The following is an 18,017-nucleotide window of genomic DNA, read 5'->3' as shown; positions in this document are numbered from 1 at the left end:
GTAGCGCAGCAGAAGATCATGACACGGTTCGTCACCACGGCTTCTTCACAACCGCACCCGGATCCCGCCGAAGCCCCTCCGGGGCGTTCTAGGCTGGGCAGCGTGTTGAGCATGCGGGTGCTGCGCGGCATTGCCTCGGGTGAGATCTCGCTGGTCTTCAGGCGCTGGCCGATGCCGTTGGCCAGCGACGGGACCCAACTGCACACCGCGGTGGGCGTGATCGGCATCGACAAGGTCACCCCGGTGGATCCGCACCGCATTTCGGATGCGGAGGCCCATCGGGCTGGCTTCCGGTCAGCAGCGGGACTGCGCAGTTCGTTGCGCGCCCACCGGGGCTCGGTGTACCGGCTGGAGGTGTCCTACCTCGGGCCGGCGCCTCAACCGAGCGAGCCGGAGCGGGTGGAACTGTCCGCGAAGCAGCGAGCCGAGATCGACCGCAAGCTGGCCCAGCTGGACGTGTCCGCGCCCCGCGGGCCCTGGACGCGGCAGTTGCTGCGGCTGCTGCGGGAGCGGCCCGGGGTGAGCGCCGCGGACCTCGCCACGGAGCAGGGGCGGCCGGTGTCCCGGTGCAAATCGGATGTGTGGAAGCTGCGGGAGCTGGGGCTGGTCGAGCGGACCGGGTCCGGATTCCGGTTGTCAGCTGTGGCCGAGTCGTTTTTGGACAGTCCACGCTAGTCCCCCGCTTTCGGGCAGCCGCGCGGACGTGCCCGGCGAGACACCGGGTCGATTCGGCGAGGGGCTGCGGCGCCCGAGAAGGCCGGTGTGCGGCCGCCCGCTGGTGTCCCCCTCCCCTGTGCTGCTGTCGTGAGCGGTGGCCGGCTCGACGATCATGCGTTGTTGGAGAAATTGAGTGGCGTCCTCGAACCGGAACGTTTAGCATCAGCAGCGCTATGAAGAACTGACATCACGTCCGGCCCGCGTCCGCGGCTTGGTGTGCCCGGCGGGCAGTCCCTCCAGTCCTGTCAAAGGCGTGGTACGTGATGTCTGCTGTTCTTCTTGCCCGTGATCTGACCAAGACCTACGTCGACCGCCAAGTCCTCAAAGGCGTGTCGTTGACCGCACCCCCGGGGCGTCGAATCGGCCTGGTGGGCGAGAACGGGGTCGGCAAAACCACGTTGCTGCGGCTGTTGGCCGGGCTCGAGCAGCCCGACAGCGGAGAGGTCCACCGCCCCGAAGATGTGGGGTTTCTGCCGCAGGAACCGTCTTTTTCGCCGCGCGAGACGCTGGCCGATGTCCTCGACCGGGCGTTGGACGAGTACCGGCAGGCGAACAAGCAGCTGCGCGAGCTTTCCGAGGTGCTGGCCGAGCACCCGGACGACGCGGAGGCCCTGGCCGACTACGGACGTGTTCTGGAGTGGGCCGAGCAGCACGCGTTGTGGGACGTCGATCATCGGGCCGATGAGGTGCTGGCCGGGTTGGGGCTGTCCGAGATCCAGCGTTCCCGCCCCATCGGAACTCTGTCGGGAGGGCAGCGCAGCAGGTTGGCGCTGGCCTTGTTGCTGCTGCGCCAGCCGCAGGTGTTGTTGCTGGACGAGCCCACCAACCACCTCGACGAGAAAGCGGCCGAGTTCTTGCAGCAGCACTTGGTGCATCTTCCGGGGGCGGTGGTGCTGGCCAGTCACGACCGGGTTTTCCTCGACGAGGTCTGCACCGGAATCCTCGACCTGGATCCGGCCTTGGACGGCCCCACCTACTACGGGGGCGCGTTTTCGGACTACCTGCAGCAAAAACGAGCTGAACGCGCTCGGTGGGAGCAGCGCTACGCCGAAGAGCAGGCCGAGTTGGCCCAGCTGCGGCACAGCGTGCGCGTCACCGCCCGCCAGGTCAGTCGCCACGCGCCGCGCGGCAACACCAGCAAACTCGCCTACGACTACAAAGGGGGCCGGGTGCAAAAGCAGATCTCCCGGCGCGTCCGCAATGCTCAGCGGCGGTTGGACGAGCTGAGCAAGCAGCAGGTCCGCAAACCGCCCAAGCCGCTGCGGTTCGCCGCTTCCTTGTCCAGTGCTGGCTCGACGGATCTGGTGGTGCAGGTCCGCCACGCTGCCGTTGAGCGACGAGTGCGCGTGGAGCACTTGGACATCGCTGGGGACACCCGGTTGTTGATCACTGGCGCGAACGGGGCGGGCAAATCGACTTTGCTGCAGCTGCTGGCCGGCAGGCTCACCCCGGATGCGGGCACGGTGCAGCGCCGCGGCAATGCCCGGGTCGGGTTGCTGGAGCAGGATGTCGTCTTCCCCGATCCGCACCGCACGCCACGACAGGTCTACGCCTCGGCCACCGCTGGGTTGCGGCACGAGGTGGTTCCGCTGGTGGAGCTGGGGTTGATCGCGCCGGCTGATGTGGACCGTCCCCTGGGGGTGCTGTCGGTGGGACAGCGCAGGCGGTTGGCATTGGCGCTGCTGGTGGCCTCCCCTCCCCACCTGTTGTTGTTGGACGAGCCGACCAACCACATTTCCCTGAGCCTGGTGGGCGAGCTGGAGGAGGCGTTGCAGACAGCGCCGGGCGCTGTGGTGGTGGCCAGCCACGACCGTTGGCTGCGCCGCCGCTGGCAGGATCCTCGTCTGCACCTGGCGGCAGGCCGTGTGGTTGGCCGGGAGGAGTGATGCTGGGGGTCCCCCTTTTCCCGGGGGTGTTCGCCCGGGGACGGGTCGCCATCCCCCGGCACGGGCTGGTGTGGTTTTCGTCTCAGCGAACTGAATCGGTCCGGCGCCGGGTCCACTGTGATCCATGACGGGGGCGTAACACCGCAGACCCGCTGGGGATAGCATCCGGCTAGGTAATCATCCGGCGAGCAGGAGAAGAGACCTCATGACCCAAGCTCCCGTCACCGTGACCGTCACCGGTGCAGCCGGTCAGATCGGCTACGCGCTGCTGTTCCGGATCGCTTCCGGCCAGCTGATCGGGCCCGACACCCCGATCAAGCTCCGCTTGCTGGAGATCCCGCAGGCGGTCAAGGCCGCCGAGGGCACCGCGATGGAGCTCGATGACTGCGCGTTCCCGCTGCTGCAGAGCATCGACATCACCGATGACCCGCGCACCGCGTTCGACGGCACCAACGTCGCTCTGCTGGTGGGCGCCCGTCCGCGCACCAAGGGCATGGAGCGTGGCGACCTGCTGGAGGCCAACGGTGGTATCTTCAAGCCGCAGGGTGAGGCCATCAACGCCGGCGCCGCTGACGACGTGCGGGTGCTGGTGGTCGGCAACCCGGCCAACACCAACGCCCTGATCGCCCAGGCCCACGCCCCGGACGTGCCGGCGGAGCGGTTCACCGCGATGACCCGCCTGGACCACAACCGGGCGCTGACGCAGCTGGCGCAGAAGCTGGGTGTGTCGGTCACCGACATCAAGAAGATGACCATCTGGGGCAACCACTCGGCCACCCAGTACCCGGACCTGTTCCACGCCGAGGTCAACGGCAAGATCGCTGCCGAGCAGGTGGAGCGGGACTGGTTGGAGAACGAGTTCATCCCCACCGTGGCCAAGCGTGGCGCGGCGATCATCGAGGCTCGCGGGGCTTCCTCGGCCGCGTCGGCTGCCAACGCGGCCATCGACCACGTCCACACCTGGGTCAACGGCACCCCGGAGGGTGACTGGACGTCCGCCGCGGTGGTTTCCGACGGCTCCTACGGCGTGCCCGAGGGTCTGATCTCGTCCTTCCCGGTGGTGGCCAAGGACGGCAAGTTCGAGATCGTGCAGGGCCTGGAGATCGACGAGTTCTCCCGCGCCCGCATCGACGCTTCGGTCAAGGAGCTGGAAGAAGAGCGGGAGGCGGTCCGCAAGCTCGGCCTGGTCTGAGCCGCTCGTGCACCAAGTGGGTCCGCAACACCGGTTGCGGACCCACTTTTTGTTCTTGGCAGCAGCTGTTCGGCTCGGGGGCGGTCTGTGCTTGGGGGTTCCCGGGGCGCTGTGTCACCGGGAATGCGGTTGTCCCGCAGGTGGGGGTGTCGAGATACTCGGTTCATGGGCGCATCGCCTGCGGAGCGGATTCGATGTGGCCCGGTGGTGTTGCGCCGCTGGGGTGAGGGCGATGCGGTCGAGCTGCACAAGGTGATCAACAGTTGCTTGCCCCACCTGCGCCCGTGGATGCCGTGGGCCCGGGACGGGTATTCGCTGCAAGCAGCCCAGGACTTCCTCGCATCGGTGGTGGCCAGTTGGAACGAGGCCACCGGTTATGCCTATGCCATCACCGCTGATGGGGCGATCATCGGTTCGGTCGGGTTGCAGCGCGGTCAGCACGACGGGGGCATGGAGATCGGCTACTGGTTGCACCCCGAGCACACCGGTCGTGGGATCGTCACCGCCAGCACCAGGGCGTTGATCGAGCAGGCGTTCGCCTTGGACGGTGTCGATCACGTCGAGATCTGGCACGACGCGGCCAACGTCGCCAGCAGCCGCATTCCGCAGCGGCTGGGGTTTTGCGAGGTCGGGCGGCGCGTGCCACCGCGTGATCCCCCGGTGGAGGGCATGGCTGGGGTGGATGTGGTGTGGCGGCTGCACCGCCCGGATTTCCGGTGAGGCAGCTCTGGTTGTCGTCAGTGTCCTTGCGCCGCCCCAGGTGTGAGTTCAGGTCGCATTCCTGGGTGTGGTCCGCCCCGTGACGGCTTGACGGGCGGCCGTGCTGCGTGGAGGAACAAGCTCCGACCGCGGTCTGCCGCTCCCCCTTTCCCTGTTGTCCTCCTGGGCTGGGGTGGCTAGTCACCTGTCGAGTCCACAGTGGGTTTCCCGCTGTTCTCCTCCGGGGCCTTCTGCTGCTGGGCGAGCTGGGCCAGGGCGGTGTCCAGTTGTTTTTCGGCGCGTTCGGCTCGAGCCACGGCCTGGGCGCGGGCGTCTTCCACCGCGGCCAGGCGTTGTTCGGCCGCCTGCTGTTCGGCCTGCAGCCGCTGCTGGAACTCCTGGCGCAGTCGGTCGAGTTCCTCGGCGTGCTGCTTGCGCATCTCGGTCACTTCGCTGCGCTGCAGCCGCAGCTCTTCCTGCAACAGCCGGTTTTGCGTGCGCAGTTCGCCTAGCTGCTGTTGGGCGTCTTGGGCGGATTGCTCGGCCCGGATGGCCCGTTCCAGGGCCGCGTCGCGTTGACCGAGCGCTTCAGCCACTTCGTGCTGGGCTTGGTCAGCAGCGGCCTGGATCTTCTCCTCCGCCTGTTGGCGGGCTTGTTCGGCTTGCGCCTGGGCTTGCTGGACTTGCTGCTGGGCGTCTCGACGGGCGGCCGCGATCGCCACTTCGGCTTCGTTGCGGGCAGCTTCGGTCTCTTCGCGAGCTTGCTGCTGGATTTCCTGCTGGCGCTGCAGGGCGTGGTCGCGTTCGGCGCGCGCGGCTTCGGCTTGCCTGGCGGCTTCTTCCGCGGCGGCGGCCGCGTCCTCGGCAGCGGCTTCGGCCGTGGCTCGGGCTTGTTCGGCCTGGCGCCGCTGCTGTTGGGCTTCGGCCAGGGCTTGCTCGGCTTGGGCGATGCGGTGCGCGGCTTCGGCTTGGGCCGCCTGCACTTGGGCTTCGGCGGCGCTGGGGTCGGCGATGGTGTTCAGTTCCTCGATCGCGCTGCGCACGTTCCGGGACAGCTGTTCGGTGAGCAGGCGGTATTGGCGCAGCAGTTCTTCGGCGCGCACGCGGGCAGCGGAGAATTCACCGGAAGCGGTGGTGGTTTCCGCGTCGGCCTGGTGGGTTTGGCGGCGCTGGCGTTCTTTCCACGCACGCCACCGGGTGTGCTCGGGAAGATCGCAGTACTCGGACGGGCGACCGGGCCCGTTGCTGCGCACCACTGGCCGGGTACAGCCGGGGAACTTGCATACCTGGGTGGTGGAGTCGTCAGCGTGGTTGTCGGCCGGCTGCTCGCTCATGCTCGGACGTTACCAATTTCGCTTTTCCGCTGGTGCCACCGGTCTGCTGTTTCGGCAGCGCACGAGCGTGCACTCCACCGTGGACACCTCCCGGTGGTTGGCGTGTGGTGGGGGCTGCAGGTGGGTAGTTGTTGCGGTGAGGCGTGCGGTCTGGAGGCGAATGTGAGTGCCGGCTTGCCCTCGGATTCGGCGCGGATGGCGCCGGGGCCATCGCGGTCCGTGTGGGCCGGGGTGCTCATCGGCGTGGGAATTGCGGCGTTCGTGGACGAAACCGTGTTCCACCAGATCCTGCACTGGCACCACTTCTACGATCGGGCCACGTTGGAGGCCGGTTCGGTCTCCGATGGTTTCTTCCACGCTTTCGGCTGGTTCGCCACGGTGATCGGGCTGGTGATGGTCGCTGATGTGCGGCGGCGGAGCGAGTTGCGGGGGCAGGCTTTGGTGGCCGGCATCTTGTTGGGCACTGGGGCTTTCCAGCTCTACGACGGGACGGTGCACCACAAACTGCTGCGGCTGCACCAGATCCGCTACCACGTCGACCTGCTTCCCTACGACTGGACGTGGAACGGGCTGGCTGTGCTGATGCTGGTGGGAGGTGGCGGGCTGTTGTGGAGGGTGCTCGGCAGGAGGCGGCTGTCGCGATGACCGCTCACCACGGTGCTGCAACGCCTGGAGTCGTGGTGGGCATCGTGGGCGGGGTCGTGCTGGTCTGCTTGGGCGCGGTCGCGGTGCTGTGGTGGCGGGGAGATCGGTGGCCGCTGCGGCGCACCGCGGCCCTGGTGGGTGCGGGACTGGGGGTGGTGGCCCTGCTGGTGCCGGTGCCCGCCGGGGAGTTCACCGCGCACATGGTGGGCCACATGCTCGTGGGCATGGTGGTTCCGTTGCTGGTGGCGTTGGCCAGGCCGATGGCGCTGCTGGTGCGCTGCAGCCCGGCAGGCTGGGTGCGTCGTGGTTTGGTGGGGCTGCTGCGCTCCCGAGTGGTGTCGGTACTGGTGTTCGCCCCGGTGGCTGCGCTGGTGGATGTGGGTGGCCTGTGGGTGCTGTACCGCACCGAGCTGCTGGCGGTGTCCGCGCAGCACGGGTGGCTGCACGTGGTGGTGCACTTCCACGTCTTCGCCGCTGGGGTGTTGTTCAGCGTGGCGGTCTGCCAGGTGGATCCGGTGCGCTACCGGCTGGGGGTGGTGGCGCGGGGTGGTGTGCTGGTGGCTGCGTCGGCTGCCCACGCGGTGCTGGCCAAGACGCTGTACCTCGGGGCACCGCCGGGCACGTCGTTCGCTCCGCGGGATGTGGAGGTGGCGGCGATGGTGATGTACTACGGCGGTGATCTGGTGGAGATCGCGTTGGCCGTGGTCATCGCGCTGCAGTGGTATCGGCAGCGGGGGCGGCAGTGGGCTGGCCAGGCTCGTGGGATGCGCACCACCACGACCAGCACATAACGTGCCAGCCATGCTCCACGATCGGTGGACGCCTGCCCTCCTTTCGATTACCTAGAGAAGTGTGACGAATACGATGAGCTATAACCGCAGGTGATCGAGGGTTTTCCCTTAGCGTGGGATCTGGCCGCGAAAAGCGTGGCCATTTCATCTGCCGCTAGCAGTGTGGAGGCCGAACGCAATGTCCCAAGACGAGGTTGGCAGCCAGACCCCCGCGCCGCGAACGAATGCCCATCAGCCCGCGGACATGCTCCGGGCGCGCACCTACCAGCCAGCTCCCCACGTGGAAGTGATCGAAGTCGGTGGCGTGCTCGACCTCAACAGCGCTCCGCAGTTCGCCGACATCGTTCGCGACCAGATGGCTACGCCTTGTCGAACCCTCGTGCTGGATCTGTCGGGCCTGACCTTCCTGTCCACTCACGGGGTGGTCAGCTTGCTCGAAGCCGGCCACCGAGCGCTCATGGGCGAGGTGCAGCTCGTCCTGGTCAGCGGCAACCGGATCGTGGACCGGTTGCTGGAGATGCTCGACGTTGCCGACCGGTTCACCTACGCCGACAGCGTCTCGGACGCGGTGGCGGCCCGCCGGGAGCTTCCCAGACTGGCCGCACCCACCTAACAAAAACGTCACCGTGACGATTCTTCGTCGGGTGACGACACCGGGCGATCATGGCCTTCTGGTGGCCGTTGCGCGACCGTAGCAGCGGCCACCAGGTGCGCCGGGTCACGACTCAGCGACAGCGCCACGTGGTCGTACAGCTGCGTGATCGCCGCCGAAGAATGCCCCAACGCATCCCGCCGGTCCTCCAACGGAGCCCCGGCCTCCCGCGCAATGGTGTTGAACGCATGCCGCATGGAGTGCGGAGTGATCCGCTTGGGCATCGGCACCCCTGCTCGAGCAGCCACCACCTGCACCAACCGGTACACCTGGTGCCGGTTGATCCGCTTGCCGTCCCGCGTCACCACCAGCGCTTCCGGATCACCGTCCTGCGGCCGCACCGCCAAATACGCATCCAGCACCGGAACCAGCGGCTGCGGAATCGGTCGGGTACGCACCTTGCCGCCCTTCATCCGCACCGTCAACATCCGCATCCCGTCCCGCTGCCCCAGGTCCGCCAGGTTGGCGTTGCACAACTCCGACACCCGGATCCCCAGGTCGATCAGCAGCATCATCACCAACGCCGCCCCCTGCGGCCCCAAGCTGCGATGCTGGTACTGGCTGCTGGCGGCCAACATCTGCCCCGCCTGCTGCACCGACACACTGGCGGTGTTGGAGTGCTGCCGGTCGTAGCGAGGCCGAGCCGCATCCCGCGCCGGATTGGCATCGATCGCCCCGGCCCGCACCAAGAACGTGTACCAACTGGACACCGCAGCCAACTTGCGCGCCCGGGTGGACGCGGCATAAGGACGCCCGGTCCGCGGATTGGTCGCCGCCGCCAACTCCGCGGCATACATCTGCACCTCTGGCAGCCGCACCTCGAGCGGATCCAGCTGCCGCCGCGTGCACCACTCGATGTAGTCGCGCAAATCCCGCCCATAGGCAGCTCGAGTATCAGCGGAGTCGGTGAACGACCCCAGCCACGCTGCGATCAACGCTCGGATGCTGTGCCCGGTCCGCGCCGAAGCGCTCAACACTTCCGCCGGCGCGCGAGACGTGGCCGCTGAACTGCCCTGTTCCCCCTGCACGAGCATGATCACATGCTAGCCGTCCCTACAACACCAAGTCCTGTCCGCAGCCCGAGCCGCCGAGCAAACACGCGGCGAATTCACCACCCGCTCGCTACCGTGGGGGTGTGACCAGCCAGCACATTCCCGGTGGGGTGGTGCACCAGCTGCCCCCGGACCTGCACCAAGCGCTGAGCAGCAACAGAGCAGCACTCGCCGCCTGGAACGACATCACCCCGCTGGCCCGCAACGAGTTCATCTGCTGGGTGGAAGACGCCAAACACGACAGCACCCGGCAACGCCGCATTCGCCGCCTGCAGGAAGAACTCGAACAAGGTCAACGCCGCCCCTGCTGCTGGCCGGGATGCGCCCACCGCCAGCGCACCGGTGCGGAATAAGCACACCACGCCGAACAAGAACCGGGCACCCCAGCAGGTAGGCCCCATCCGGCCACCGGCCCCCGCAACCGACCCCCTTCCAGCGCCCACCTCGCGCCGGCACGAAACGCCACCTCCTCCCCGGTTGCCGAACCTGCCGTGGACGGTGCTGCGGGCTGCTGGTCGAGCAGCGCCGCAGCTCCTGCACCAAGAACACGCGGTTGGTTCTCGCCGCCGACACCGCCAGCCGTGTTCACTGTTGGCCTTGAGCAGTGCGTGGGCACCCGGTGAGCAGAGACGTTGACCCCGCAGTGAACACCGCACTGCTGGGCCACGTGGCGCTGAGGAGAACACGATGACCAAGTACTTGCTGCTCAAGCACTACCGGGGAGCACCGGCACCGATCAACGACGTGCCGATGGACCAGTGGACCCCCGAGGAAGTCTCGTCCCACGTGCAGTACATGGACGATTTCATCGCTCGACTCGAACGCACCGGCGAGTTCGTCGACAGCCAAGCGCTGTCCTCGCAAGGCACGTTCGTCCGCTACGACGGCGAGGGGCGCCCACCGGTGACCGGCGGACCGTTCCCCGACACCAAAGACGTGATCGCCGGGTGGATGGTGATCGACGTCGACACCTACGAGCGAGCGCTCGAGTTGGCCGGGGAGCTGTCGGCAGCCCCGGGCGCGGGTGGAGAACCGATCCACGAATGGCTCGAGGTGCGCCCCTTCCTAGCCCCTCACCCGACCTAACGGCCGAGTCGGAAGCAGCGGCGAGGTGCAGATCAAGCGGTGACCACCACTGCGGTCCTCCCGCTCGCAGGCGACGCCTGCTGTTCAGCAGAAGGCTGAGCCTCGAGGTGTTGACGGGGGCGGCTGGCTCAGTCCGGGTAGGTGGTGACCTCGACTGCGATCCGACCTTCGTACCCGTCGACAACGAGGTACCAGTGGTCGTCGTAGGGAACTTCGAGGTGGACGGGACTGAACTCCCAGACGCCGCCGTAGTAGGCGTAGTTGTCGCCGTCGAGGTAGGCCTCGTAGTTGTCGGCGTCCATGAGACGGACGAAGGCTTCGACTCCGCGCAGTTCGACATCCACGTCAGTGCCGGCGGTGCAGAGTCCGAGATCCCAGTAGAGGAATTCCACCTCCCTGTTCCTAGTGGATCATGCGGGACTCGTGGTCGCACAACGAGAAATCGACAGGCTTTCCCCCTTCGGCCTAATCCGCGCTCGAGTCGGGTATGCGCTTGTGCTTTGCTTCTCCGCCGGCGGAGAAGCAAAGCGACTGCTGCGGACGTCGCCTTCTTGCCAGCCTTCGCATCCCCTGGAACCCAGACCTTGCTCAGGAGGCTGTTTTCGGGGCCTTCGTGGAGGCTTGCAGCTCGTGTCCACGGGGGTGCGCCGGGCCAGCTCCACCTGCGGCGCGAGGGGGTGCAACGAAATTCCGCGGCTGGGTGGGTCAGTGGCCCCTGTTTCCGGTTAATCGCACATAAGCCTGATTATGCGCGGTTACGTTTTGCCCGATTCTTGTGGATACCTCCTTATTTCGTTTGGTTTATAACGTTATAAACGTTATTGGTACGAAATGGGTGGTGGAAGCGGGGAGGGCGGTGATGGGGCTTCCGAGGAGGTGGGTGGCGGCCGCCGCCCTTCCCCTCGTGTGGTCGCACCGGCACAGCGGGAAGATGGAGCGCCCTCTTGCCCACTTCTCCCCTTGCCCCCCTGGAGGCGAGCTGGCGGCGTTGCTCGAGCCGCGCTCGCATGACCGCGAAAGCGCGAAGTGCTCTGTTCCAGGCGGCTTCGGCTGCGGGGGCCCTTGAGGGCGCGCACCGCGCTGGGAAGTTCCGGGGAGGACTGGTGGTGGCGGTGCGCGTGGCATCCCGTCTTCCCGAGCCTGGGCATGAGGTGCCGGCGGAGTGCCAGTGCCCTACAGCCGCTCACTCGGAGCTGACGACTCGTTGTCCGCGGCCGGAGCACCGCTGGCCGCGACCGGCAACGCGCTGGCGGTGTCCAAGGCAAGATCGGGGCCGGCACCTTGATGGCCATGGCCATCGTCGCGATTGGCGCGGTTCTCCTGAGGAGGTCCGGTAAAGCTGCGCGACGGCAGCGAGAACGTGGTGGCCACCTCGGAGCTGCAAGGGCGGGAATCGGATGCTGGTCACCCCGGGTGCGAATCCTGCTGACGGCGTGATCCGCACCGGCCGCAGCGGGCCCCGGCAGCGAGGTGCGTGCCGGGGAGATCAACGGCACAGGAGCGCTGGAGGTCGAGCAATCCGGCAAGGACGCCAGTCAGCGCTCGGCTGACCGCATATCGCCAATCCCGGTCCGAGGCAGCATGATCACCGCCGCGCTCTTCGCCGGAGTCGGCAGCTTCTTCGGTGCTCCGGCCACCCGAGCACACGTGCTCTGCTCGTGCTCGTGGCCGCCTCGCCCTGCGCGTTGACGATCCATCCCCGTCGCCGTGGTCGACGCGAACGGCGCCGCAAGCACGGAGCATTGGTCAAGGGCGGCGTCGTGCTGAACGCCCTCGGCCGCGTGCAGGGAGGAGCGCGACAAGGCCGGCCCCCTGGGCCGCAACCAGCCCGCCGTGGTCGACGTCGCCGCCGACGGGCTCCTGCGCGAGCGGGTGCTGGAGCTGGTCGTGGCGTTGGAGGTTTGCAGCGAACACCCGCTGGCCGCGCGATCCTCCCCGCCGTCGGTGGCGACACGATCTCCGGCGGTCGATGTGTGGGCGGTCCTCGGCGCTGGGGTGGCCGGCCAGTTCAACTCAACGATCGCCCGGCGCGGCCGGGGCGCCCCGGCCGGCTGCTGAGGTGCAGTTCCGGCAGCAAGCCGGGGCCACCGTCGTGCTCGTCAAGGACGACGGCCACGTGATCGGCGCGCTCGCCGTGCGCGGCGAACTGCACCCCGAAGCTGCCGAGGTCATCGCCCGGCTGCGCTTCGGACGGCTACCCCATCACCATGCTCACCAGCGACAACCGCGCTACCACCACCGCTGTGGGGGCCGGCGCCGGCATCGGCGCCGTGCACGCCGAACTCCGCCGGAGAACAAGGCCCGCATCATCAGCGAACTGGGCACCCGGCAATCCACGGCAATGCTCGGGGACGGTGCCAACGACGTTCCTGCCCTGGCCACTGCTGACCTGGGCAGCACCATGGCCGCCACGGGGACTGACGCCGCGATCGAAACCACCAACGTCGCTCTCCTGGGCGACGATCTGCGGCACTCCGCCCCCGCGGCCATGCCCGCCGCATCGTGCCGCAACACGTCGGCCCTCCCTCGGTTGCTCACCTCCTTGATGCCGCTAGCACTGTTCGGCTTCCTCGGTCTCACCGCGGTGGTGCTGGTGCACGAGGTGGTCGGGATCGTGGTCATCGTCAACGGCGTGCGCGCCGGACGCACCGAACCACTGTCTGCGCTGCCCGGCGGCAAGCTTGCAACGGCGCGGCCTGCATTCGCGGGGATTTCGCCGTGACCGGCGCGTGGCCCTTTGACGCCGAGGAGATCCTCGGCGCGGTGTTCTCGGGGAGCATCCGGTGCAGCACCTCCCCGTGCTGGCCTCCGGTGCACGAAGCTGGTTGCTCACCGGGTGAGATCGGATTGGAGCGTGCGAGTCCGGCGCCGCCATCCGCCTGATCTCCCCGCGTCGTGCCCCGTCCCGGCACCTGAGCAGCGTGACCACTCCTGTCGCCGACCGCAGTGGTGTTCTGCGTACTGCCGCGGGTGCGTTCCCGCAGGACATGTGGTCAACGATGGCGCAAGAGCAGAGGTGGGAAGCTCGCGGGAGCTCGCCGAAGCCGGTGACGACCGTGGCGGGGGCTGAGCGCCAGTCCTCGGCTCCGAACTTCTCGGGGGTGCAGCGCCGCAGGGGCTCAGATGCCGAAGGCCGGTGGATAGTGGATCGTGCCGGAGGGCACGGGCTGCTGCGGGTCCAGGGAGAGCGCCATCATCGCTTCGTCCGGCACCTCCAGGGGGGCGCGAATGCCCCAGCGCGAGGCGGGTGTGAAGCCGAAGCGCGGGTAGTAGTCGGGGTGGCCGAGAACGACCACGGTGTTCTCGCCGCGGGCTCGGGCCGCCTCCAGCACGGCCTGGATGACCGCGCTCCCGGCTCCTTTGCGCTGGTAGGCGGGCAGCACCGCGCACGGGGCCAGTGCGAGCGCGGGGTGGGCGTCGATGTGGCAGCGCGTGAGCAGGGCGTGTCCGACGATGTCGCCGCCCTCGGTTTCGGCGACGTGGGAGAGCCCGTCGATCCAGGCTTGCGGATCGGCGCGGAGCGCATCGACGAGATCGGCTTCTTCGGCGGTGGGGAACGCAGCGAGGTTGATCTCGCGAATGGTCGACAGGTCGGCGGTGGTTTCCGGGCGCGTGATCCAGGTGCTCACAGGGTGTCCGTCTCGTGGTCGTGCTCGTCGGATGTGCGGTCAGAGCGTAGTCGGCGCCGCGCCCGGCGCAATGGAATTTTTCCCCGCTCTGCGGGGCCCTGGGTTCTCGTTGTCAGGTGATTGCTTGGTGGGCTGCGCTTTGCTGCGGTGGGAGTTGAGCCAGTTCCCGCAGGGCGGTGCGCACCTCCTCCGGGCGTTCCAGCGGGGAGCAGTGCCCGCAGTCCAGTTCGCGAAGCCCCAGCAGTCGAGGCAGCTTCGAAGCCAGCAGGCGTGACCGTTCCGGTGGTGTGATCCGGTCGGTTCGGCCCGCGATCACCAGCGCGGGCACGCTGATCGCGGCCGGGTCGAGGGTCTCCACCAGGTTCACCAGCGTGGTTCCGCAGCTTCCCCGCGCACGGGCTGCTGTGGCGCTGACCATCGCATCGACTTCGCGTACCACTTCCGCGGGGGCTTGGGGTCCGACCGCGACGCGGCGCAGCAGGTGCCGACGACCCGGGAGGCGACGCGGCAGGGGAAGGCCGGCCAGGGGTGCTGCGGCTTGGGCCAGTCGGCGGCGCAGCGGGAGCAGTCGGTCGGGGCCGCGCAGGAAGGCGACGTGATCCAGGACTTGCCCCGGGGTGGTGTTGACCAGGGCGACCGCTGAGGCGCGGGTGGGTACCTCGGTGGGATACCTCCTGGCCCAGGCCAACACGGCGATCCCGCCCATGGAGTGCCCGGCGATCACCGCGGGCTGTTCCGGGCTCACCGTGGCGGCCAGCACGGCGTGCAGGTCGTCTGCGAGGTGGTCGAGGGTGTACTGCCCGCGCGGGGCGACTTCACTGCGGCCGTGTCCGCGCTGGTCGTAGGCGACCACCCGGAATTCGGTGCTGAGTTGGTGGATCTGGTGCCGCCAAAACCTCAGTGCGCACAGCACTCCGTGGGAGAGCACGATGGTCGGGGCGTCCGTGCGACCGCGTATTTCGACGTGCAGGCGGGTGCCATCGCTGCTGCTGACCGTGCGCACCTCGACCGGCACGCCCGGTCGGGTTGGGATTTCGTCTTCTGCTGGTTTCGGGTGCCGGCGTCTCCCGGTGGGTCGACTGGTCGTGACCAGTTTTTCGAACACCGTCTTCCTCCACCGGTTTGTCGACCTGCTGGGGCAGAAGTGCGGTGGCGGTCGAGTCCCTGCCGCGGGTGTCGGGGTGATCGGGGCTCGTCGGCACCCCTCTGCCCCGTGCTCGAGGAGGGGTCGTCGGTCTGCTGCCTGCAGCGGATGTGGGGGGGTCGGCTCACCGGGGGCCGTGCAGGCGGTGTCGTGATGGCGCCTGGTGGTGCGCTGGTGAGGACGTCCCACACCCGTGGGACTTAATTGTTAGCAGAACACCCTCAAACATGAAATGATCCCGCTCGGGATGCCGGTGCCCTGACCCGCTCCAGCGCGCCACTTCCCAGCCTGTTCGAGCGGGCGATCCAGCAGGCGGTGTCCGATCTCCACACCACCCCGACAGCGCGCACCGCGGTGATCTGCTCACGATGCCGTCCGCCCGGGGATCCTTCGCCGCTGCAGACCGGCACCAGTTCATCGCCGGCCACATCGCTGCCCGCCACGACGAGGGCGTGCTCCCGCCAGCGGCCCTCGATCTCCAGGCCGAGGCGATCATCCCGCCTGGCTCTCGGCTACCCCCTGCTGCCGAGCACCCACGACGACCTCGACGACGCCGTTGCCCGCGACATCGCCCACCGCGCCATCGTCCCGCTGGTCACAGCGCCCGCGCGGTGAACTCGCAGCGGTGAGGACCTCTTCGCCGGCTCCGCGCGCTACCCGTCCCCGGCCGGGATGCGCGCGGAGCCCTGGTGCTGGGACGGCGACCACCGGTCGTGCTCGTCAGCGCACGGGCGCGAGCAGGGCTCAGCACCACCCTGGTGCCGACCGCGGGCAGCACCGCACCGTTCTTTCCGCAATCCGGGATGCGCGCGGTGGGCGTTCGACCTCGTGGTAGACACGGGTGTGGCCACCGAATCTCCGTTGTTGCTCGCACTGGATCTCACCGGAACGTTCGCCTTCGGCCTCAACGGGGCGCTGACGGCGGTGCGCGCTGCGCGACTGGACGTGGTCGGTGTCGTCTCACTCGGCATGATCACCGCGTTGGGCGGTGGGGTGATCCGGGATGTCATCATCGGCTCCATCCCGCCCGCCACGTTTCGCGACTGGCGCTACTTCGCGCTCGCTTTCGTCGGCGGACTGATCGCGTTCGCGCTCAGCAAGCAGCTGGATCGGTTGGAGAAGCCGATCACGGTGTTGGACGCGATCGGGTTGAGCGTGTTCGCGGTCATCGGGGCGAGCAAAGCGCTGGAGTACGGGCTGGGGGTCGGTCCCGCGCTGCTGCTGGGGGTGGTCACGGGGGTGGGTGGAGGAACGATCCGAGACACCCTGGTCCAGCGGATTCCCTCGGTGCTGCGCAGTGACCTGTACGCGATTCCGGCGCTGATCGCAGCGGCGATCACGGTGGCCACGATCAAGATGGGGGTTTACGGGCTGCCTGCCGCGTTGGGCGCGGCGGCGGTCTGCTTCGCCATCCGGATGCTGGGAGTCCACTTCAACCTCAACGCCCCGCGCCCGCCGCGGTAGCTCTGCTGGTTTTCCGGGACCGCGTGCTCGACGGGACTGTGCTGGTCGGGCCGCTGGGGGTTTCAGGGCATTTCGAAGTGCTGGTAGTCGACGGGGTTCGTCCAGTGCCCTCCCCATTGCCAGCCGCGGTCGGTGAACGCCCGCACCGCGGGGTCCCCGTCGTGGAGCATGCCCGGGTCGGTTCGGGTGCGGTCCAGGTATTCGCCGGCGGTGGCCGGTTGGACTCCGTTCTCGTCCAGGTAGGGGTTGAGCAGCGGGTTGAGGTCCACGGCGGTGCCATAGGCGTGGTAGGCCCACCGGCCGGTGCCGGGGATTTCACGGCAGTTGAACGCCGAGGTGTTGTTGTCCCGCATCGACAGTTCGTCTTCGGCGCCGGGGTAGTGCGCGACGTTGCGCATCTTCTCGATCGGGTAGCCCAACCGTTGCAGTTCTTCGAACACGTCGATGACCTGCTGCACCCGGTCTTGGTGCACGATGAGTTCGCCGCGGTGGAGGTTCCCGTCGAAACCGAGGTGGTCCAGTTCGACGCGGCGCAGTTGCTCGGGGCCGACTGGGCAGCCGGGGTGCCAGGTGGCGCCGAGTTCTTCGGCGGTCACTGGGCTGACGGTGGCCGGCCGCGGCGCGGGGGCTGACGGTGGTGGGGCAGGTTGCGGGGACGGTGCTCCCGCTGGAGCCCCGCATTGGACACCCAGCCCGGCGGTCAGCAGCCCGAGCAGGAGGAGTGCCGATCGGAAGTGACGTGGCGTTCTCGTGGTGACCTCCCGCAGGTGCGTGGCGCGTTGCGGTTGAGGACTACCCGCGCTTCGTCGGTGTTGAACGGCAGCTGGGAGGAGTTCGCCGAGAACGGTGTGCTTTCAGACCGTGGAGTTCCGAATCGGCGGAGCCGGATGCGTCTTCCTCGCGCACTCCGTCAAGAATATGACTTGAATCACTTTTTGTGATGCTTTTGCGACGCTTCTCGTCACTCTCCGCAGTTCCTTTCGCGCAACAACGAGCAGCGTTTGCCCAGTTGAGCGATTGACACAGGGGGCTGAGACCGAAAGGGAGCGGCAACTCACAGGGGTGTGCTTTATCGGTCTGTTACCGGTAGGGTCTGGAGCCAACCGGTAGGGTTCCCCCTACCGGTGAACATCTGGCCGTTTGCTCCCGCAGAGTTCGATACGGATGACACTTCAAAACGACCTAGCTCGACCGTGGTTCGAACCAGTGGTCCCCACGGAGGGGCGGCAGGACCAGCCGCAGCCCACACGAGGGCCGCTGAAAACGCGCATCGCGGGCGAACTGCCCCTGGACGAGATCTACGCAGGCTCCCGGCCGCGCACTGAGCAGTCGACCCCCGACGACCGCGCCGACGAGCCCGCCCAGGTAGAAGTCACCCAGCCCTACATCCCGGCCATCCGGGACGAGCAGCCCGAATTCGCCAAGCGGCTCAACCCGGAGCCCCAGCTCTCCCCCGAGCCCGAAACCCGGCTCCACATCGAAACCCCAGCACCACCAGCTGCTCAACCGGACACGCCGGTCACGCCCGAGCCTGCCGAACCCACCGTCCGTACCGCGGAACCGGCCACCGCCGCACCGGCCGCCCCGGCGGCTCCGGTGAAGAAGCGCAGCTGGGTGCGCCGGGTGGTCCGTCGGATCATCGGCCCGGACCTGCTGCGCAAGGACCCGCCCAAGCCCAAGTGAGATCCGGTGGGGCTCGATCACTCACACCTCCAGCCGGAGCAGG

General features: G+C 68.1%; 19 protein-coding genes. 13 read left to right on the top strand and 6 right to left on the bottom strand.

The features are described from left to right. Window positions 1-18: 18 nt before the first annotated feature. From SREC43747_RS0108010 to SREC43747_RS0107995, 4 genes are all read left to right on the top strand, one after another. A complete protein-coding gene (locus SREC43747_RS0108010; protein WP_236623086.1) occupies window positions 19-675 on the top strand; it encodes a hypothetical protein in 657 nt (218 codons plus the stop codon). A gap of 305 nt (window positions 676-980) precedes the next feature. Then, entirely contained in the window at window positions 981-2,603 is a 1,623-nt protein-coding gene (locus tag SREC43747_RS0108005; protein WP_029720646.1) for an ABC-F family ATP-binding cassette domain-containing protein, read from the top strand. Between the two features lie 205 nt (window positions 2,604-2,808). Further along, the gene (locus tag SREC43747_RS0108000) at window positions 2,809-3,795 is read left to right on the top strand and encodes a malate dehydrogenase (RefSeq protein WP_029720645.1); all 987 of its coding nucleotides are present in this window, start codon (window positions 2,809-2,811) and stop codon (window positions 3,793-3,795) included. A 165-nt stretch (window positions 3,796-3,960) separates the two neighbouring features. Beyond that, entirely contained in the window at window positions 3,961-4,515 is a 555-nt protein-coding gene (locus SREC43747_RS0107995) for a GNAT family N-acetyltransferase (RefSeq protein WP_029720644.1), read from the top strand. Window positions 4,516-4,691: 176 nt separating this feature from the next. Here SREC43747_RS0107995 and SREC43747_RS19680 read toward each other — a convergent pair whose 3' ends face one another. Beyond that, window positions 4,692-5,828, bottom strand: coding sequence for a hypothetical protein (locus tag SREC43747_RS19680; protein WP_051387849.1), 1,137 nt, complete (start codon window positions 5,826-5,828; stop codon window positions 4,692-4,694). A 162-nt stretch (window positions 5,829-5,990) separates the two neighbouring features. Here SREC43747_RS19680 and SREC43747_RS0107985 point away from each other — a divergent pair, with 162 nt between their 5' ends. The 3 genes from SREC43747_RS0107985 (at window position 5,991) to SREC43747_RS0107975 (ending at window position 7,877) form a co-directional block, all read left to right on the top strand. Next, window positions 5,991-6,473 carry a DUF2243 domain-containing protein gene (locus SREC43747_RS0107985; protein ID WP_236623085.1) on the top strand — a complete coding sequence of 161 codons (483 nt, stop codon included), beginning with the start codon at window positions 5,991-5,993 and terminating at the stop codon, window positions 6,471-6,473. Further along, entirely contained in the window at window positions 6,470-7,264 is a 795-nt protein-coding gene (locus tag SREC43747_RS0107980) for a cytochrome c oxidase assembly protein (RefSeq protein ID WP_037331579.1), read from the top strand. The genes SREC43747_RS0107985 and SREC43747_RS0107980 overlap by 4 nt, the downstream gene beginning before the upstream one ends. 244 nt (window positions 7,265-7,508) lie before the next feature. Continuing rightward, window positions 7,509-7,877, top strand: a complete 369-nt coding sequence (locus tag SREC43747_RS0107975; RefSeq protein ID WP_051387847.1) for an STAS domain-containing protein — start codon at window positions 7,509-7,511, stop codon at window positions 7,875-7,877. Window positions 7,878-7,885: 8 nt separating this feature from the next. On the opposite strand, the gene SREC43747_RS0107970 is transcribed toward SREC43747_RS0107975, so the two are convergent. Next, window positions 7,886-8,950, bottom strand: coding sequence for a tyrosine-type recombinase/integrase (locus SREC43747_RS0107970; protein ID WP_152528351.1), 1,065 nt, complete (start codon window positions 8,948-8,950; stop codon window positions 7,886-7,888). A 101-nt stretch (window positions 8,951-9,051) separates the two neighbouring features. Between SREC43747_RS0107970 and SREC43747_RS0107965 the strand changes: the two genes are divergently transcribed. Together SREC43747_RS0107965 and SREC43747_RS0107960 are read left to right on the top strand one after the other, a co-directional pair. After that, on the top strand, window positions 9,052-9,321 hold the full coding sequence (locus SREC43747_RS0107965; RefSeq protein WP_029720636.1) for a YdeI/OmpD-associated family protein: 270 nt from the start codon (window positions 9,052-9,054) through the stop codon (window positions 9,319-9,321). 334 nt (window positions 9,322-9,655) lie between these two features. Next, window positions 9,656-10,054: a YciI family protein gene (locus tag SREC43747_RS0107960; RefSeq protein ID WP_029720634.1), complete on the top strand. Its 399-nt coding sequence runs from the start codon at window positions 9,656-9,658 to the stop codon at window positions 10,052-10,054. Between the two features lie 128 nt (window positions 10,055-10,182). On the opposite strand, the gene SREC43747_RS19675 is transcribed toward SREC43747_RS0107960, so the two are convergent. Beyond that, entirely contained in the window at window positions 10,183-10,446 is a 264-nt protein-coding gene (locus tag SREC43747_RS19675) for a DUF1883 domain-containing protein (RefSeq protein WP_037331577.1), read from the bottom strand. A 1,441-nt stretch (window positions 10,447-11,887) separates the two neighbouring features. Between SREC43747_RS19675 and SREC43747_RS21285 the strand changes: the two genes are divergently transcribed. Together SREC43747_RS21285 and SREC43747_RS20210 are read left to right on the top strand one after the other, a co-directional pair. Then, window positions 11,888-12,112 (top strand): hypothetical protein, encoded by a 225-nt coding sequence (locus tag SREC43747_RS21285; RefSeq protein ID WP_051387842.1) that lies wholly within the window; start codon window positions 11,888-11,890, stop codon window positions 12,110-12,112. Window position 12,113: 1 nt separating this feature from the next. Beyond that, window positions 12,114-12,776 carry a heavy metal translocating P-type ATPase gene (locus SREC43747_RS20210; RefSeq protein ID WP_051387840.1) on the top strand — a complete coding sequence of 221 codons (663 nt, stop codon included), beginning with the start codon at window positions 12,114-12,116 and terminating at the stop codon, window positions 12,774-12,776. 397 nt (window positions 12,777-13,173) lie between these two features. Here the strand turns inward: SREC43747_RS20210 and SREC43747_RS0107945 are convergent, their stop codons facing one another. Both SREC43747_RS0107945 and SREC43747_RS0107940 read right to left on the bottom strand, forming a co-directional pair. After that, window positions 13,174-13,683, bottom strand: coding sequence for a GNAT family N-acetyltransferase (locus SREC43747_RS0107945; protein ID WP_029720632.1), 510 nt, complete (start codon window positions 13,681-13,683; stop codon window positions 13,174-13,176). A 112-nt stretch (window positions 13,684-13,795) separates the two neighbouring features. Further along, a complete protein-coding gene (locus tag SREC43747_RS0107940; protein ID WP_160173031.1) occupies window positions 13,796-14,698 on the bottom strand; it encodes an alpha/beta fold hydrolase in 903 nt (300 codons plus the stop codon). Between the two features lie 993 nt (window positions 14,699-15,691). Between SREC43747_RS0107940 and SREC43747_RS0107935 the strand changes: the two genes are divergently transcribed. Then, on the top strand, window positions 15,692-16,291 hold the full coding sequence (locus SREC43747_RS0107935; RefSeq protein WP_236623084.1) for a trimeric intracellular cation channel family protein: 600 nt from the start codon (window positions 15,692-15,694) through the stop codon (window positions 16,289-16,291). A gap of 62 nt (window positions 16,292-16,353) precedes the next feature. Here the strand turns inward: SREC43747_RS0107935 and SREC43747_RS0107930 are convergent, their stop codons facing one another. Continuing rightward, complete coding sequence (locus tag SREC43747_RS0107930; protein WP_236623083.1) at window positions 16,354-16,887, bottom strand: M15 family metallopeptidase; 534 nt, start codon at window positions 16,885-16,887, stop codon at window positions 16,354-16,356. A 610-nt stretch (window positions 16,888-17,497) separates the two neighbouring features. Between SREC43747_RS0107930 and SREC43747_RS0107925 the strand changes: the two genes are divergently transcribed. Beyond that, complete coding sequence (locus SREC43747_RS0107925; RefSeq protein WP_029720625.1) at window positions 17,498-17,974, top strand: hypothetical protein; 477 nt, start codon at window positions 17,498-17,500, stop codon at window positions 17,972-17,974. Window positions 17,975-18,017: the final 43 nt, after the last annotated feature.

It is taken from the genome of Saccharopolyspora rectivirgula DSM 43747, assembly GCF_000497205.1.
In the GTDB taxonomy this organism is placed as follows: Bacteria; Actinomycetota; Actinomycetes; order Mycobacteriales; family Pseudonocardiaceae; genus Saccharopolyspora; species Saccharopolyspora rectivirgula.
This window is presented reverse-complemented; position numbering and strand designations above follow the sequence as displayed.

Coding starts and splice junctions, on each gene's coding strand:
- SREC43747_RS0108010 (WP_236623086.1), top strand. CDS start 19: ATGACACGGTTCGTCACCACGGCTTCTTCACAACCGCACCCGGATCCC.
- SREC43747_RS0108005 (WP_029720646.1), top strand. CDS start 981: ATGTCTGCTGTTCTTCTTGCCCGTGATCTGACCAAGACCTACGTCGAC.
- SREC43747_RS0108000 (WP_029720645.1), top strand. CDS start 2,809: ATGACCCAAGCTCCCGTCACCGTGACCGTCACCGGTGCAGCCGGTCAG.
- SREC43747_RS0107995 (WP_029720644.1), top strand. CDS start 3,961: ATGGGCGCATCGCCTGCGGAGCGGATTCGATGTGGCCCGGTGGTGTTG.
- SREC43747_RS19680 (WP_051387849.1), bottom strand. CDS start 5,828: ATGAGCGAGCAGCCGGCCGACAACCACGCTGACGACTCCACCACCCAG.
- SREC43747_RS0107980 (WP_037331579.1), top strand. CDS start 6,470: ATGACCGCTCACCACGGTGCTGCAACGCCTGGAGTCGTGGTGGGCATC.
- SREC43747_RS0107975 (WP_051387847.1), top strand. CDS start 7,509: ATGCTCCGGGCGCGCACCTACCAGCCAGCTCCCCACGTGGAAGTGATC.
- SREC43747_RS0107970 (WP_152528351.1), bottom strand. CDS start 8,950: ATGCTCGTGCAGGGGGAACAGGGCAGTTCAGCGGCCACGTCTCGCGCG.
- SREC43747_RS0107960 (WP_029720634.1), top strand. CDS start 9,656: ATGACCAAGTACTTGCTGCTCAAGCACTACCGGGGAGCACCGGCACCG.